The following is a 16,156-nucleotide window of genomic DNA, read 5'->3' as shown; positions in this document are numbered from 1 at the left end:
GGGAGCGGCGCCGGAGCCCTGTGGACGCCCCCGGAGACGACTCCGGCCCGCCGGATCCGCCGCGGACGAGCCGAGCGGGATCCTGCGGGCCGGAGGCCGTGGAGGGACGAGCCCTACATGTTGATCATGTGCCCCTTGAGGCCGTGGAAGCCCTCCTGCAGCGCCTCCGACAGCGTCGGGTGGGTGTGCACGTTGCGGGCCAGCTCGGTCGCGGTGAGGTCCCACTTCTGGGCGAGCGTGAGCTCGGGGAGCAGCTCCGAGACGTCCGGGCCGATCATGTGGGCGCCGAGGAGCTCGCCGTACTTCTTGCTCGCGATGAGCTTCACGAAGCCGGTGGGCTCGCCGAGGCCGTGGGCCTTGCCGTTCGCCATGAAGGGGAAGGTCGAGACGGTGATCTCGTGTCCCTCGTCCGTCGCCTGCTTCTCGGTGAGGCCGAAGGAGGCGATCTGCGGCTGGCAGAACGTCGCCCGCGGCATCATCCGGTAGTCGCCCAGGGTCTGGGTCTCGGCACCGGCGAGGGTCTCGGCGGCGACGACGCCCTGCGCCTCCGCGACGTGCGCGAGCTGCAGCTTCGCGGTGACGTCGCCGATGGCGTAGATGTGCGGCACGTTGGTGCGCATGTGGTCGTCGATCGCGATCGCGCCGCGCTCGGTGAGCTCGACGCCCGTCTTCTCGAGGCCGAAGCCCTCGGTGCGGGGGACCCAGCCGATCGACATGAGCACCTTGTCGACCTCGAGGGTCGACTGCGTGCCGTCCTTCGCGGTGTAGGTGACCGTGACGTAGCCGTCCTTGTCGACGACCGACTCGACCTTGGTCGAGGTCAGGATCTCGACGCCGAGCTTCTTGTACTGCTTCTGGATCTCCTTGGAGACGTCCGGGTCCTCGTTGGGGAGGGCGCGGTCCATGAACTCGATGATCGTCACGTCGACGCCGTAGTTCTTGAGGACGTAGGCGAACTCCATGCCGATCGCGCCCGCGCCCACGATGGCCATCGTGTCGGGGAGCTCGCGGGTCATGATCTGGGTCTCGTAGGTGACGACGTTCTCGGAGAGCTCGACGCCGGGGAGGAGGCGGACGCTCGCGCCGGTCGCGATGATCGCGTCGTCGAAGGTCAGCGACTCCGTGCCGCCCTTGCTCAGCTGCACGTCGAGGCCCTGCGGGCCGGTGAAGGAGCCGACGCCGTCGAACTCGGCGATCTTGTTCTTCTTCATCAGGAAGTGGACGCCCTTGGTGCGGCCGTCCGCGACCGAGCGGCTGCGGTCGAACGCCGCGCCGAAGTCGAACGAGACGTCGCCCGAGATGCCGAACTGCTTCGCCTGGGTGTGGAAGAGGTGGGCGAGCTCCGCGTTGCGCAGCAGCGCCTTGGACGGGATGCAGCCGACGTTGAGGCAGACACCGCCCCAGTACTGCTTCTCGACGACGGCGACGGACTTGCCGAGCTGGGCGGCGCGGATCGCGGCCACGTATCCGCCGGGGCCTGCCCCCAGGACGACGACGTCGAAGTGCTGGGCCATGGATGATCCTCCAGAGTCGTGGATGGTGGTGCGCGGGGTGACCACGCCGTCTCCCACCGTACCGTTCCGGGGCTCGGAGGCGGCCCGCTCCTCCGTGGGCGAACGCGCGTGCGGGCGCCTGCCGTGCGCGCGCGGGAATGCCCGCGGTGCGGGGACGGTTGGGCTCCACGGGCGACGGAGCCCCTCCCCCAGTCCCCCGCACGGAAGAAGCCCCGCGATGTCCGCCACCGCCTCCCGCACCGCCAGCACCAGCGCCCCGATCCTCGACGTCCTCGCGGAGCGCTGGAGCCCCCGCTCCTACGACGCGACCGCGACCGTCTCCGACGAGACCCTCGCGTCCCTCCTCGAGGCCGCGCGCTGGTCCCCGTCCGCCAGCAACTCGCAGCCGTGGCGCTTCATCGTCGCCCGCCGCGGAACCGACGGGTTCGACCGCATCGTCTCGACGCTCGCCGGCTTCAACGGCGCCTGGGCCGGCTCCGCCGCCGTCCTGGTCGTCGCGCTGGCCGAGACCGTCGACTCCGAGGGGAAGCCGCGCCCCTGGGCCGTCTACGACCTCGGCCAGTCGATCGCCCACCTCAGCGTCCAGGCGCACCACGAGGGCCTGCACGTGCACCAGATGGCCGGCTTCGACAAGGACGCCGTCCGCGCCGCGTTCGGCGTCGACGAGCGCTTCGACCCGGTGACGATCGCCGCGGTGGGAGTCGCGGCCGACGCCGACGCGCTGGCGAACGAGACCCTCCGCGAGCGCGAGACCGCGCCGCGCACCCGCCTGCCCCTCGAGGAGCTCGTGCTCGTCCAGGCGTAGCCCTCCGGCGGAAGGCCTCCCCCGTCTGCGGACCGGGGAGGCCTTCCGCGTCCCACCCCCTGTGTTACTCCCCGTGTCGGTCCCCGCTGTGCCGCCGGGAGCCTCTCCGTACGATCGGACGATCCGCCCGCCCGTCCCGCTGCCCGGAGAGACATGCCCGCCACCCCCGCCGCCCGCACGAGCCTGGCCTTCGACGCCGAGCTCGGCCAGTCGGCGTTCCCCGTGCGCTTCGAGGGGGTCGGCCGCACCTTCGCGCCCGGGTCCCCCGTGCTGACGGACGTGACGCTCGAGGCCGCCGCGGGCGAGGTCATCGCGATCCTCGGCCCGAGCGGCTGCGGCAAGTCGACGCTGCTGCGCATCGCGGCGGGCCTGGACACCGCCTCTGAGGGGTCCGTCCTCATCGACGGCGCCCCCGTCTCCGGCATCGACCCGCGCTGCGCGGTGGCGTTCCAGGAGCCGCGGCTGCTGCCCTGGCGGAGCATCGCCGACAACGTCGCGCTCGGCCTGCCGCGCGGCACCCCGCGCCCGGCCGCCCGCGCCGCCGTCGACGAGCTGCTCTCGCTGGTCGGCCTCACCGCGCACGCCCGCTCGCGGCCCCGCGAGGTGTCCGGAGGCATGGCCCAGCGCGCTTCCCTCGCCCGCGCCCTCGCCCGGAACCCCGGCGTGCTCCTCCTGGACGAGCCCTTCGGGGCGCTCGACGCGCTGACCCGCCTGCGGATGCAGGACCTGCTGCTCGACGTGCACGCGGCGGCTCCGGCGACGATCCTGCTCGTCACCCACGACGTCGACGAGGCCCTGCAGCTGGCCGACCGCATCGTGCTCCTCGGGCGCGACGAGCCCGGAGGCGTCTCGCGCATCCAGCGGATCGTCACCGTCCCCGGCGCGCGGCCCCGCGACCGCGGCTCGGCGGAGCTCGCCGAGCACCGGGCCGAGCTCCTCGCGGGGCTGGGCATCGAGCGGCACTGACCCCGGGCGGATCGACCCGCATCCCTCCACCCGGGCGGCACGGTCCGGGCGGCACGACCTCCCTCCCCAGCCGCCTCCTCCTCCCGCTCTCCACCGCACGAGCACCTCCCCGCACCGCCCCTCCCCCGCAGCGTCCACACTCGCTGTCACCGCATCCCCGAAGCCGAGGCCCCCATGTCGTTCACCAGCTCCCCGCTCACCCGCCGCACCGCTCTCGCCGGTCTGCTCACCGCCGCCGCCGTCCCGCTCCTCGCGGGCTGCGTGCAGGGCGAGGGCGGAGGAGGAGCGGCGGCCGCGACCGCCGACGCCGCCTCCGGAGGAACTCAGGGCGGCACGCTCACGCTCGACTTCGCGACGTACAACCCGCTGAGCCTGGTCATCAAGGAGAAGGGCTGGCTCGAGGCCGCCCTCGCCGAGCAGCAGGTCACCGTCGCCTGGGTGCAGTCGGCCGGCTCCAACAAGGCCAACGAGGCCCTGCGCGCCGGAGCGATCGACGTCGGCTCCACCGCCGGCTCCGCCGCGCTGCTCGCCCGCTCGAACGGCTCGCCGATCAAGACGATCGACATCTTCTCGCAGCCGGAGTGGTCGGCCCTCGTCGTCCCCGCCGGCTCGGCGATCACGTCGGTCGAGCAGCTCAAGGGCAAGCAGATCGCGGCCACCAAGGGCACCGACCCGTACTTCTTCCTGGTGCAGGCGCTCGAGGCCGCCGGGCTGGGCATCGGCGACGTGACGGTGCAGAACCTGCAGCACGCCGACGGCTGGGCGGCGCTGCAGAACGGCTCCGTCGACGCCTGGGCGGGCCTGGACCCGATCATGGCCGGCGCCGAGGCGGCCGGGGCGACCCTGCTCTACCGCAACGTCGACTTCAACTCCTACGGCCTGCTCAACGCGACCGAGAGCTTCCTCGCCGAGAAGCCGGACCTCGCGCAGACCGTCGTGAACGCGTACGAGCACGCCCGCGCCTGGGCGCTCGAGAACCAGGACGAGACGGCGAGCATCCTCGCCTCCGTCGCCGGCCTCGACGTGGCGGTGGCGACGACGGTCATCACCGAGCGCAGCAACCTCGACGTCGACAACGTCCCCGGCTCCGCGCAGACCGACGTGCTCGCCGTGATCGGCCCGATCTTCGTCGAGAACGGCGACGTCGCCTCGCAGCAGCAGGTCGACGACGCGCTCGAATCGCTGCTCGACGACACCTACGCCTCGGCGGCCGACCCGAGCGCCATCGGCGCCTGAGGGTCCGGCCCTCCGCCCCCGACCCCGTGATCCGAGGAGACCGACGATGACGATCCGCGACGACGACACCGCGACCGACGCCGATGTGCTGCGGCGGAGCGCGCTGTCCGCGCCGATGCCGGGTGAGCCCGGACTCGTGACGGCGGGCCCGTCGGTCGCGGCCTCCCAGCGCCGCCTCCGCGAGGACCGCTCCCACCCGCTCACCACGCGACGGTGGTTCGTGGTCGCGGGAGGCGCGATCCTGCCCGTGCTGCTGCTCGCCGCCTGGCAGATCGCGACGACGACCGGGATGGTCTCGGTGGCGGTCTTCCCCTCGCCCGCGATGGTCTGGGCGGCCGGCGTCGACCTCGCCCAGCGCGGCGACCTCGGCCAGGACGTCGCCATCTCGACGCAGCGGGTGCTCATCGGGTTCGCGCTCGGCTCGGCGCTCGGGCTCGTGGTCGGCGCGCTCTTCGGGCTCTCCCGCGTCTGGGAGGTCGTCCTCGGCCCGACCCTCGGCGCGATCCGGGCGGTCCCGTCGCTGGCCTGGGTCCCGCTGCTGCTGCTCTGGATGGGCATCGGCGAGGAGTCGAAGATCACGCTGATCACGATCGGCGCGTTCTTCCCCGTCTTCACCACGGTGGCCACGGCGCTCGGCCACGTCGACCGGCACCTCGTCGAGGCGGGCCGCGCCTTCGGCCTCTCGGGCGTCCGGCTCTTCACGACGGTGCAGCTGCCCGCGGTGATCCCCTCCGTGATCTCCGGGCTGCGCCTCGCGCTCGCCCAGTCGTGGCTGTTCCTGGTCGCCTCCGAGCTCATCGCCTCCTCGATGGGCCTCGGCTTCCGCCTCATCGACAGCCAGAACAACGGCCGGATCGACCGGGTGTTCCTGGCGATCGTCCTGCTGGCCGTGCTGGGCAAGCTCACCGATGCCGTCGTCGGCGTGTTCCAGCGCTACGCCGTGAGGAAGTGGGCGTGAGCGCCGGGGAGGGAGCTCCGAGCGTGAGCGGGACGATCGCCAACCTGCTCGACGAGCACCGCCGGTTCCCCCCGCCCGCAGCCTTCGCCGCGCAGGCGAACGCGGGCGCGGAGGAGTACTCGCGCGCCGCCGCCGATCCGGTCGCGTTCTGGGAGGAGGCCGCCCGCCGCCTCGAGTGGGCGGAGCCGTGGCACACCGCCCACAGCTGGGAGCCTGCCGCTCCGCTGCCCGACGGCTCGCTCTCGGTGCCGCGCACGACCTGGTTCGAGGGCGGACGGCTGAACGTGGCCGTCAACTGCGTCGACCGCCACGTGGACGCGGGACGCGGCGGGAAGACCGCCCTCCACTTCGAGGGCGAGCGCGGCGACCGGCGGTCGATCACCTACGCCGAGCTCCAGCGCGAGGTCTCCCGCGCCGCGAACGCGCTGACCGCGCTCGGGATCGGGAAGGGCGACCGCGTCGTCGTCTATCTCCCGGTGATCCCCGAGACCGTCGTCATCACGCTCGCGATCGCGCGGATCGGCGCGATCCACTCGCTCGTCTTCGGCGGCTTCTCCGCCGAGGCGGTGCGGTTCCGCGTGGAGGACACCGGCGCGAAGCTCCTGGTCACCACGGACGGGCAGTTCCGGCGCGGAGCGGCGGTGCCGGTCAAGGCGAGCGCCGACCGGGCGGTCGAGGGCGTCGCGTCGATCGAGCACGTCCTCGTCGTCCGCCGCACCGGTGAGACCGACGTCCCGTGGACCCCGGGCCGCGACGTCTGGTGGCACGAGCTGGTCGACGCGCAGAGCGACGTCCACGAGGCCGAGGCCTTCGACTCCGAGACGCCGCTGTTCATCATCTACACCTCCGGCACGACCGGGAAGCCCAAGGGACTGGTGCACACCAGCGGCGGCTACCTCACGCAGGCCTCCTGGACGCACTGGGCGGTGTTCGACGCGAAGCCGGACGACGTGCACTGGTGCACCGCCGACCTCGCCTGGGTCACCGCGCACACCTACGAGATCTACGGACCGCTCTCGAACGGGCTCACCCAGGTGATCTACGAGGGCACCCCGAGCACCCCGCACACCGCCCGGCACTTCGAGATCATCGAGCGGTACGGGGTGACCGTCTACTACACGGCGCCGACGCTGATCCGGACGCTGATGACCTGGTTCCCCGAGGGCGTGCCCGACCGGTACGACCTGTCGAGCCTGCGCCTGCTCGGCACCGTCGGCGAGTCCATCAACCCCGAGGCCTGGGTCTGGTTCCACGAGGCGATCGGCGGCGGACGCTGCCCGATCGTCGACACCTGGTGGCAGTCCGAGACCGGCGCCGCGGTGATGTGCCCGCTGCCGGGCGTCTCGACCCTCAAGCCGGGCTCGTCGCTCGGAGCCCTGCCCGGGCTCGGCGTCCTCGTGGTGGACGAGCACGGCGAGCGGGTGCCGAACGGCTCCGGCGGCTACCTCGTGGTCGACCGGACCGGGCCGGCGCTCGCCCGGACCGTGTGGGGCGACCCGGAGCGGTACCGCGACTCCTACTGGGCCCGCTACGCGTCCCAGGGGTGGTTCTTCTCCGGGGACGGCGCGAAGTACGACGCCGACGGCGACGTCTGGGTGCTCGGCCGCGTCGACGACGTCATCAACGTCTCCGGGCACCGCCTGTCCACGATCGAGATCGAGTCGGCACTCGTCGCCCATCCGGCCGTCGGCGAGGCCGGAGTCGTCGGAGTCGCCGACGCGACGACCGGCCAGGCCATCGCGGCGTTCGTCATCCCCTCCGACGAGGCCGTCGACCGCGCCGAGGAGGACCCGGCCTACTGGGCCGCGCTCGGCACGACGCTCTCGGCGCTCCTGCGCGACCACGTGGCGGTCGCGATCGGTCCGATCGCCAAGCCGCGCGACGTGGTGGTGGTGCCGGATCTGCCCAAGACCCGCTCCGGCAAGATCATGCGGCGGCTGCTCGGCGACATCCGCGACGGCCGCCCGCTCGGAGACGTGACGAGCCTCCAGGACGACACCGTCCCGGCGCGCATCGCCCGCATCGTCGCCGAGCGCGGGTAGGCGCCGCGCCAGTCGGACGCGGCGGGCGGACCCTGTTTCGGGGAGGCGTCGGGAGCCTGCGCGTCCGCGGCGAGGAGGGGCCGCCGGGGAGCATCCGGAGTAGCGTGAAGCCGTGCGCGACGTCCAACAGCAGATCATCTCCGAGCTCCACGTCTCCCCCGCCGTCGATCCGGCCGTCGAGGTCGAACGGCGCAGCGGATTCCTCGCCGACTACCTCCGCAGCACCGGCGCGAAGGGCCTCGTCCTCGGCATCAGCGGCGGCCAGGACTCGAGCCTCGCCGGGCGCCTCTGCCAGCTCGCGGTCGAGCAGGTCCGCGCGAGCGGCGGCGACGCCTCCTTCATCGCGGTCCGCCTGCCGTACAAGGTGCAGGCCGACGAGGAGGACGCCCAGCTCGCCCTCACGTTCATCCGCCCGGACCGCCAGGTCGTCTTCGACATCCACCAGGGCGTCGACGGCGTGGCCGCAGCATTCGGCGACGCGGTCGACGAGCCGATCAGCGACTTCGTGAAGGGCAACGTGAAGGCGCGGATGCGGATGATCGCGCAGTACGCGATCGCCGGCCAGGCCGGGATGCTCGTCGTCGGGACCGACCACGCAGCCGAGGCGGTCACCGGCTTCTTCACGAAGTACGGCGACGGCGGCGCCGACGTCCTCCCGCTCACCGGCCTCACCAAGCGGCAGGGGCGCTCGCTCCTCGAGCACCTGGACGCACCGGCCCGGCTCTACGAGAAGGCGCCGACCGCGGACCTGCTCGACGACAACCCCGGCCAGACCGACGAGACGAACCTCGGGCTCACCTACGCCGACCTCGACACGTACCTCGAGGGCGGCGAGGTCGACCGGGCCGTCGCCGAGGCGATCGAGGCGCGGTACGCCGCGACCGAGCACAAGCGCCAGGTGCCGCTGTCGATGTTCGACGACTGGTGGCGCTGAGCCGCCGCTGACCGCTTCCAGCGGCCGGCAGCTCAGGACCGCACGGGGCCCCGCTGAGGCGGGGCTTCCGTGCGTCCGGCGCGGAACCGATGCGAGGACCGGACCCGCCGCGGTATCAGGAGTCGGCGCGGGCGTTGTAGACGAGCACCTCGCCGGAGTCGACGGAGGCGCGGTAGGCGCGGAACACGTCGAGGGCCTCGTCGCGGAGCACGCCGTCGACGACCTCGATGCCGCGGGCCTCGAACTGCGCGGCCCAGTCCTCGCGCATCGGCCCCTCGTCGAAGGTGCTGATCTCCTCGAGCTCGGGGCCGGAGCCCGCGACGACCAGGCGGCGCACCCCCGACCACATCGTCGCTCCGTAGCACTGCACGCACGGGCGCCAGTTGACGACCAGGTCGTGCGCGGGGAGGCCCTCGCCGCCGAGGTCCCACGTGCCGAGCGCGGTCTGCGCGAGACCGAGCGCCGTCACCTCGGCGTGGCCGGACGAGACCCCGCTGCCGAGCACGACGTTCACTCCGACCGAGACGAGACGACCGGAGTCGCGCTCGACGACGATCGCCGCGAACGGGCCGCCGTTCCCCTCGCGGAAGTTGCGGTCGGCGAGCGCGTGCACGAGGGCCATCCGGTCCTCGAGGCTCGGGAGGACCTCGGGGACGTCGCGGAGGGCGTCACCGATCCAGGCGGGCAGGGCGATCTCGTAGCGGGTGGCGAGGCGGTCGATGTCCATGGGTCCTCCGGGAGACGGGGCGGGGCGGGGCGGCGGGCGGAGAGGGATGCGCGGCAGGCACGGCACAAATGACGCGCGGGCGGCGGCGGCCGTCGCCCCTCAGCCTCGCAGTGCCGAGCGCCGGAGACGGAATCGGCCCGGCGCGTCGACGCGGAGGTCAGGCGAGGAGGGCCTCGCCGAGCGCCGCGGCCTGCGCCGCCCAGAAGCGCTTCGCCACGCCGGTCCGGCGGAACAGGGCGTCGAAGCCGTGGAAGGCGCCCTCCACGATCTCGAGCCCGCACGGCACTCCGGCCGCGCGCAGGCGCTCGGCGTAGCGGACGTCCTCGTCGTGGAAGAGGTCGAGGCCGCCGACGCCGATCCAGGCCGGCGGGAGGCCCGTGAGGTCGTCGCGGCGGGCGGGGGCGGCGTAGGCCGTGACGCCGGGGCCGCCGGGCTCGCCGGCGAGGTAGGCGGTCCAGCCGAAGCGGTTGCTGCCCGGGGTCCAGACGCGGACTCCGCGCGGAGGAGGACCGGGCCGGGTGACGGTGCGGTCGTCGAGCATCGGGTAGACGAGCAGCTGGAACGCGGGCTGCGCTCCTCCGCGGTCGTGGGCGAGGAGGGTCGCACCCGCGGCGATGCCGCCGCCCGCGCTCGCGCCTCCGACGGCGATGCGCGCCGGGTCGACGCCGCGCTCCTGCGCGTGCTCGACGAGCCAGTCGAACGCGGCCAGCACGTCCTCGACGGCAGCCGGGGCCGGATGCGCGGGCGCGAGGCGGTAGTCGACGGAGACGACCGTGATGCCCAGGGTGCGGGCGAAGTCGATGCAGGACGCCTCGTCCTGGAGGTGGCTGCCGAGCACCATGCCGCCGCCGTGCACCCAGAGGAGCGCGGGAGCGGTACCGCGGAGGATGCGCGGCCGATAGCTGCGGGCCCGGACGGGAGCGGCTCCGGCGACGGGGATCTCGACGTCGTCGACCACGATGTCGGGCGGAGCCTCCCCTCCCTCGGCGGCGCGTCGCGTGGCGAGGCGCCGCAGTCGCGGGCCGAGGACGATCGGCGGGAGGAAGCGGCCGAGCGCGAGGTCGGGGTGGAAGAGGGGCGCCGTCGCGGCGGTGCGGGCTGACGCGGTCATGCGCGGGAGGCTACTCCTCACGGCCGTGCCGGCGCCCCTCCGCGGGACTACGGACGCACGAGGGTCTTGATCGCGCGGCGCTCGTCCATGGCGGCGTACGCCTCGGCGATCTCCTCGAGGGGCAGCTCGAGGTCGAAGACCAGACCGGGCTCGATCGCGCCGCTGAGCACGTCGGGCAGTAGCTCGGCCATGTAGCCGCGGACCGGCGCGACTCCGCCGTTGACGCCCACGTTCGAGCCGAACATCTGGCGGACGGGCAGCTCGGGGCCTCCATTGGGGACGCCGACGTAGCCGACCATGCCGCCGGGGCGGGCGGAGTCGAGGGCCTGCTGCATCGACTCCTTGGTGCCGACGCACTCGAGCACGCAGTCGGCGCCGATCCCGCCGGTCAGCTCGCGGACGCGCGCGACGCCCTCGTCGCCGCGGGTCTCGACGATGTGGGTCGCCCCGAAACGGCGGGCGAGGTTCTGCCGCGACTCGTGCCGCGACATCGCGATGATCGTGGTCGCGCCGAGGCGCTTGGCCGCCAGGACGGCGCAGAGGCCGACCGCGCCGTCGCCGACGACCGCGACGGTCGAGCCAGCGGTGACGCCGGCCGAGACCGCGGCGTGGTGGCCGGTCCCCATCACGTCGGCGAGGGTGAGCAGGCTGGGGATGAGCGCCGGGTCCGGATCGATGCCCACGCGGAAGAGTGTGCCGTCGGCGAGGGGCACGCGCACCTTCTCGCCCTGGGCGCCGTCCGCGAAGCCCTCCTCGCGGACCTCGGCGCCCCACCAGCCGCCGGTGAGGCACGAGGTGGAGACGCCGTTGGCGCAGTTCGCGCAGGTGCCGTCGCAGACGTAGAACGGAGCGATCACGAAGTCGCCGACCGCGACGTCGTGCACGTCGTCGCCGATCTCCTCGACGACGCCGACGAACTCGTGGCCGATGCGGTGCGCCTCCTTGGTGGGCGTGACGCCGCGGTAGGGCCACAGGTCCGAGCCGCAGACGCAGGCCGCGGTGACGCGGACGATCGCGTCGCGCCCCGTCGAGAGCTGCGGGTCGGGGACCTCCTCGAGTCGGATGTCGCGCTCGCCGTGGATGAGTGTTGCTCGCATGGGTGCTCCTGGTCGGGAGGGGGATGGGGTCGGCGTCCACGGTACGCCCGCGACCGGCCGCGGGCGCCGGAGAGGCGGGGGCTTGCACGAACGCGCGCCGACGCGGCCCAGGTGGAGAGCCGGGGCGCGGCCGGGGGCGGTCCGGCGCCGGGCGGGAGGCGTCCTGCCGGAACGGAGGGGCCCCGCAGCAGCCCTGCGCCGCGTCACGGCTGCGCCTCCGCCCAGCCGTCGCGCCCGATCACGACGTGCGCGAGGAACCGCAGGCCGCACGCCTCTGCCCCGTCGGCGATCGCCCGCGTCGCCGCACGGTCGGAGGGGAGCACCACGGCCTCGCCCGCGTGGCTGTGCGCCAGGCCGATGCCCGCCGCGCCGCGCGCCAGCACCTCGGCGAGCACGGCGGCGACGGGGATCTCGGCGTGCGCCGGGGCTCCGTCGGCCAGCGTCAGGACGTCGCGGACGGCTCCGGATTCGGCGAGCGCCACCGCCAGCACGGTCTCGACCGGCCGGGCGGCCAGCAGCGGAGCGACGAGCCCGGCCAGGCCGGCGGCGTCTGAGACGCGGGCGGCGCGCGAGGCGCGGTTCATCCTCCGCCGCAGCTCGAAGGAGGCGACCAGGCGGCAGGCGGCGACCTCACCGACTCCGCGGTGCCGCATCAGATCGGCCACCCCGGCCCGGGCGACGGCGTCGATGCCGCCGAAGCGCGCGAGGAGGCGCTGCGCGACGACGGTCGCGTTGGCGCCGCGGACGCCGGCCCCGATGAGCACGGCGAGGGTCTCGGCGTCGGTGAGCGCCTCCGGTCCGTAGGCGCGGAGGCGCTCCCTCGGCCTCTCCTCGGGAGGGAGGTCGGCCATGCGGGGGCCGGGCGTTTCGAAGGACATGCCGCCGACGATACGGAGCCCGCCGGACGCGCCGCCCGCGGATCCCGCCACTGTGGACGAGTACCGCCCGCGAGCGCCCTGTTGAGGGACCTCCCGTCACCGCCGGCGCGCTCCTTCCCGTCCCCCTGCGAGTACGCAGAAGTCGGACTCGCGACAGGGGCCGAGCACCCCGGTCAGTCCGACGCGGGCATCCCGGCCGTCACCGACAGGCTCTCGCCGTCCGGCGCCACGTCCACCAGCACCACGTCCCCGTCGCGCACCGTGCCGCCGAGCAGCGCCGTCGCCAGCTGGTCGTCGATCGCCCGCTGCATCAGCCGGCGCAGCGGCCGCGCGCCGTACTGCGGGTCGTAGCCGCGCTCGGCCAGCCACCCGCGGGCCGCGGGCGTCACCGCCAGGTCGAGCCGTCGCTCCGAGAGCCTCCTCGACAGCCGGTCGACGTACAGCGACACGATCTCGCCGAGCTCGGTGCGGTCGAGCGCGTCGAAGATCACGATGTCGTCGAGCCGGTTCACGAACTCGGGCTTGAAGGCCTGGCGCACCATCTGCTGGACCGCCTCCTCCTTCTGCGGCCGCGACAGCGCCGGGTCCACGAGGAACTGCGACCCCAGGTTGGAGGTGAGGATGAGGATCGTGTTGCGGAAGTCGACCGTCCGCCCCTGGCCGTCGGTGAGCCGGCCGTCGTCGAGCACCTGGAGCAGGACGTCGAACACCTCGGGGTGCGCCTTCTCGATCTCGTCGAGGAGCACCACCGAGTACGGGCGGCGGCGGACCGCCTCCGTGAGCTGGCCGCCCTGCTCGTAGCCGATGTAGCCGGGAGGGGCGCCGACCAGCCGCGAGACGGCGAACTTCTCGCCGTACTCCGACATGTCGATGCGGACCATCGCCTTCTCGTCGTCGAAGAGGTGGTCGGCGAGCGCCTTCGCCAGCTCGGTCTTGCCGACGCCGGTCGGCCCGAGGAAGAGGAAGGAGCCGGTCGGCCGGTCGGGGTCGGAGATGCCCGCGCGGGTGCGGCGCACCGCGTCCGCGACGGCCGACACCGCCTCGTCCTGGCCGATCAGTCGGCGGTGCAGCTCGGTCTCGAGGTGCAGCAGCTTCTCGGTCTCGCCCTGCAGGAGGCGCCCGACGGGGATCCCCGTCCAGGCGGCGATCACCGCGGCGATGTCGTCGGCCGTCACCTGCTCGTTGACCATGCGGCCCTCGGCCGGCTCCTCCTCCGCCTCGGCGGCCGCGAGCTCGCGCTCGATCACCGGGATGTCGCCGTAGAGCAGCTTCGACGCGCGCTCGAGCTTGCCCTCGCGCTGCGCCCGCTCGGCGGCGATCCGCAGGGCGTCGAGCCGGTTCTTGAGCTCGCCGACGCGGTTGAGGGAGGCGCGCTCGCGCTCCCAGCGCTCCTGCAGCTCCTCGAGCTGGGCGCCGCGGCGGGCCAGGTCCTCGCGCAGCTTCTCCAGCCGCGCCTTCGAGGCCTCGTCCTTCTCCTTCTTCAGCGCCAGCTCCTCGAGCCTCAGCCGGTCGACGGAGCGGCGCAGCTCGTCGATCTCGACGGGAGCGGAGTCGATCTCCATGCGCAGCCGCGACGCGGCCTCGTCGATCAGGTCGATCGCCTTGTCCGGCAGCTGGCGGGAGGTGATGTAGCGGTTCGAGAGCGACGCGGCGGCGACCAGGGCGGAATCGGCGATCGCCACCTTGTGGTGCGCCTCGTAGCGCTCCTTCAGCCCGCGGAGGATCGCCACGGTGTCCTCGACGGTCGGCTCGCCGACGAAGACCTGCTGGAAGCGGCGCTCGAGAGCGGCGTCCTTCTCGATGTACTGGCGGTACTCGTCGAGCGTCGTCGCGCCGATCATCCGCAGCTCGCCGCGCGCCAGCATGGGCTTGAGCATGTTCGCGGCCGCCACCGACCCCTCGCCGCCGCCCGCGCCCATCAGCGTGTGCAGCTCGTCGATGAAGGTGATGATCCGGCCGTCGGACTCCTCGATCTCCTGGAGCACGGCCTTCAGCCGCTCCTCGAACTCGCCGCGGTACTTCGCTCCGGCGATCAGGGCCGAGAGGTCGAGGCTGACGAGCTGCTTGCCCTTGAGGCTCTCGGCGACGTCGCCCGCGACGATCCGCTGGGCGAGCCCCTCGACGACGGCGGTCTTGCCGACGCCGGGCTCGCCGATGAGGACGGGGTTGTTCTTGGTGCGGCGCGTGAGCACCTGGCTGACGCGCCGGATCTCGGCGTCCCTCCCGATCACCGGGTCGAGCTTGCCGCTCGCCGCGATGGCGGTCAGGTTGACGCCGTACTGCTCGAGTGCGGACTTCTCGTCCTGCTGGGGCATCCGACCGGCCTGCATGATGGTGGTCTCCTCCGTGGCTCGAAAGTTGAGTTCGACGGACTCAACTTTACTCCCACGACGGCTCCGGCGGTCAGGCCGTCAGAAGATCGCTGTCGCGGCCCTGGAGCGTCTCGAGCGCGTTCCGGAGGATCGAGCGCAGCCGGAACTCGTCGATCCCGGTCAGCGCCGAGATCTCGGCCTGCGAGAAGCCGCCGGCCGCAGCCAGCAGCAGGAGCTCGCGGTCCGGGCAGTCGAGGGCGAGCAGGCCGCTGCCGAGCGGACGCCGGGCGAGCTCGTGCGCGGTGCCGAGGGTCTCGCAGAGGACCTCGAGCACCCACAGCACGGGCTCCGGCGAGCGGGCGCCCTCGCGGGAGCGGCGCCAGACGGCGGTGAAGACGTCGGTGCAGAGCCGGTCGCGGCCGGCCGGGTCGGCCTGGACCGTGCCGACGCACGCCGAGACGAGGCCGCCGAAGCGGTCGACGAGCTCTCCCAGAGCGGAGGCGTCCCCCGTGGCGGAGCGGGCCAGCAGACGGGCGGCGTCCTGCGTCAGCGGCGGACGCACCCGTCCTCCGGTCGCGTCCTCGCCTCCAGCACTCACAGGCCTCAGCGTGTCACCGACTCCGGGACGGCGGGACCAGTTGCGCGGAAGGGGGGTGACATGTAAGGAGCGGATCCGCTATCCGGCATCAGAGGCGCGGCCAGCGCGCGCGGGCGAAGCAGAAGAGCCCGTAGGCGATGAGCCCGACGGCGACGAAGCCGAGGAGGAGCACACCTGCCGGCAGCTCCACGAGCGACTTCAGCGCCTCGTCGAGCCCGCCCGCCTGCTCCGGATCATGGGTGACGGCGGCGACGATCAGCAGCACGCCGAGAGCGCCGAGGACCACGCCCTTGGCGACGTAGCCGGCGACGCCGAGCACGGTGACGACGGTGCCCGCCGTACCGCCCGGCTCCGCGACGTTCTCGAGGAACTTCCTGCTCGCTCCGCGGTACACGAAGACGCCGCCGACCGCGAGGACGGCCAGTCCCGCGATCACGAGCAGCACGACTCCGCCCGGCGCCGAGAGCACCTGCGCGCTCGCGCTCTCGGACGACTCGGACGAGCTCGACCCGCCGCCCGTCGCGAACTTCAGCGCCGTCACGCCGAGGGCGCCGTAGACGACGGCCTTGCCCGCCTCCTTCAGCCGGCTGCCCCAGGTCTTCAGGGCGCTCTCGCGCGGGCGGACGAGGAACGCCTCGAGCAGCCCCCAGAGCGCCAGGCCGAAGAGGCCGACCGTGCAGATCCAGAGGATCACCAGACCGCCGGGCTGCGCCGCGAGGGCGCCGAGAGCACCGCTCTGGTCGGCCTCGCCTCCGCCGCCGCGGGCCACGCCGAGCGCGATCACTCCGATCAGGAGGTGGACGAGGCCGTTCGCCGCGAAGCCGCCGCGGGCGAGGGTCCGCACCGCCCGCGAGTCCTGGATGTCGTCGGCGGTGCGCTGGGCGTCGGCGGTGCTCGGAGTGTTCACAGGGTGGACGCTACGCGTTTCCACACCCCCGCGCCCGGCGCTCCGCCGTTCGGAGGTGCTCCCGGAGCCGG

Annotated in this window: 14 protein-coding genes; 6 read left to right on the top strand and 8 right to left on the bottom strand. The window is 73.4% G+C overall.

Going from position 1 to position 16,156, the window contains the following annotated elements; genetic code table 11:
- Positions 1–113: 113 nt before the first annotated feature.
- Positions 114–1,514: a dihydrolipoyl dehydrogenase gene (gene lpdA, locus C5C50_RS12215; protein ID WP_104222818.1), complete on the bottom strand. Its 1,401-nt coding sequence runs from the start codon at positions 1,512–1,514 to the stop codon at positions 114–116.
- A gap of 217 nt (positions 1,515–1,731) precedes the next feature.
- On the opposite strand from lpdA, the gene C5C50_RS12210 reads away from it, so the two are divergent.
- The 6 genes from C5C50_RS12210 to nadE all read left to right on the top strand — a co-directional run bounded on the left by C5C50_RS12210 (position 1,732) and on the right by nadE (position 8,455).
- Positions 1,732–2,319 (top strand): nitroreductase family protein, encoded by a 588-nt coding sequence (locus C5C50_RS12210; protein WP_104247978.1) that lies wholly within the window; start codon positions 1,732–1,734, stop codon positions 2,317–2,319.
- Between the two features lie 153 nt (positions 2,320–2,472).
- A complete protein-coding gene (locus C5C50_RS12205) occupies positions 2,473–3,285 on the top strand; it encodes an ABC transporter ATP-binding protein (RefSeq protein WP_104222820.1) in 813 nt (270 codons plus the stop codon).
- Positions 3,286–3,459: 174 nt separating this feature from the next.
- Positions 3,460–4,521, top strand: a complete 1,062-nt coding sequence (locus C5C50_RS12200) for an aliphatic sulfonate ABC transporter substrate-binding protein (protein WP_104247980.1) — start codon at positions 3,460–3,462, stop codon at positions 4,519–4,521.
- Between the two features lie 46 nt (positions 4,522–4,567).
- Positions 4,568–5,479, top strand: coding sequence for an ABC transporter permease (locus tag C5C50_RS12195; RefSeq protein ID WP_244229541.1), 912 nt, complete (start codon positions 4,568–4,570; stop codon positions 5,477–5,479).
- A 23-nt stretch (positions 5,480–5,502) separates the two neighbouring features.
- Entirely contained in the window at positions 5,503–7,521 is a 2,019-nt protein-coding gene (acs, locus tag C5C50_RS12190) for an acetate--CoA ligase (RefSeq protein WP_104273546.1), read from the top strand.
- Positions 7,522–7,633: 112 nt separating this feature from the next.
- Positions 7,634–8,455, top strand: a complete 822-nt coding sequence (nadE, locus tag C5C50_RS12185; protein WP_104222821.1) for an ammonia-dependent NAD(+) synthetase — start codon at positions 7,634–7,636, stop codon at positions 8,453–8,455.
- A 115-nt stretch (positions 8,456–8,570) separates the two neighbouring features.
- Here the strand turns inward: nadE and C5C50_RS12180 are convergent, their stop codons facing one another.
- From C5C50_RS12180 to C5C50_RS12145, 7 genes are all read right to left on the bottom strand, one after another.
- The gene (locus C5C50_RS12180) at positions 8,571–9,182 is read right to left on the bottom strand and encodes a nucleoside deaminase (protein WP_181027247.1); all 612 of its coding nucleotides are present in this window, start codon (positions 9,180–9,182) and stop codon (positions 8,571–8,573) included.
- A 157-nt stretch (positions 9,183–9,339) separates the two neighbouring features.
- On the bottom strand, positions 9,340–10,293 hold the full coding sequence (locus tag C5C50_RS12175) for an alpha/beta hydrolase (RefSeq protein ID WP_104262607.1): 954 nt from the start codon (positions 10,291–10,293) through the stop codon (positions 9,340–9,342).
- 47 nt (positions 10,294–10,340) lie between these two features.
- Entirely contained in the window at positions 10,341–11,390 is a 1,050-nt protein-coding gene (locus C5C50_RS12170; protein WP_104222823.1) for a zinc-dependent alcohol dehydrogenase family protein, read from the bottom strand.
- A gap of 203 nt (positions 11,391–11,593) precedes the next feature.
- The gene (locus C5C50_RS12165) at positions 11,594–12,268 is read right to left on the bottom strand and encodes a RadC family protein (RefSeq protein ID WP_146085515.1); all 675 of its coding nucleotides are present in this window, start codon (positions 12,266–12,268) and stop codon (positions 11,594–11,596) included.
- A 173-nt stretch (positions 12,269–12,441) separates the two neighbouring features.
- On the bottom strand, positions 12,442–14,583 hold the full coding sequence (locus C5C50_RS12155; protein ID WP_374952925.1) for an ATP-dependent Clp protease ATP-binding subunit: 2,142 nt from the start codon (positions 14,581–14,583) through the stop codon (positions 12,442–12,444).
- A gap of 88 nt (positions 14,584–14,671) precedes the next feature.
- On the bottom strand, positions 14,672–15,178 hold the full coding sequence (locus C5C50_RS12150; RefSeq protein WP_146079687.1) for an RNA polymerase sigma factor: 507 nt from the start codon (positions 15,176–15,178) through the stop codon (positions 14,672–14,674).
- Between the two features lie 88 nt (positions 15,179–15,266).
- On the bottom strand, positions 15,267–16,085 hold the full coding sequence (locus C5C50_RS12145) for a DUF1206 domain-containing protein (RefSeq protein WP_104225741.1): 819 nt from the start codon (positions 16,083–16,085) through the stop codon (positions 15,267–15,269).
- Between the last annotated feature and the right edge of the window lie 71 nt (positions 16,086–16,156).

It is taken from the genome of Rathayibacter sp. AY1D9 (assembly GCF_002932395.1).
GTDB lineage: Bacteria > Actinomycetota > Actinomycetes > Actinomycetales > Microbacteriaceae > Rathayibacter.
This window is presented reverse-complemented; position numbering and strand designations above follow the sequence as displayed.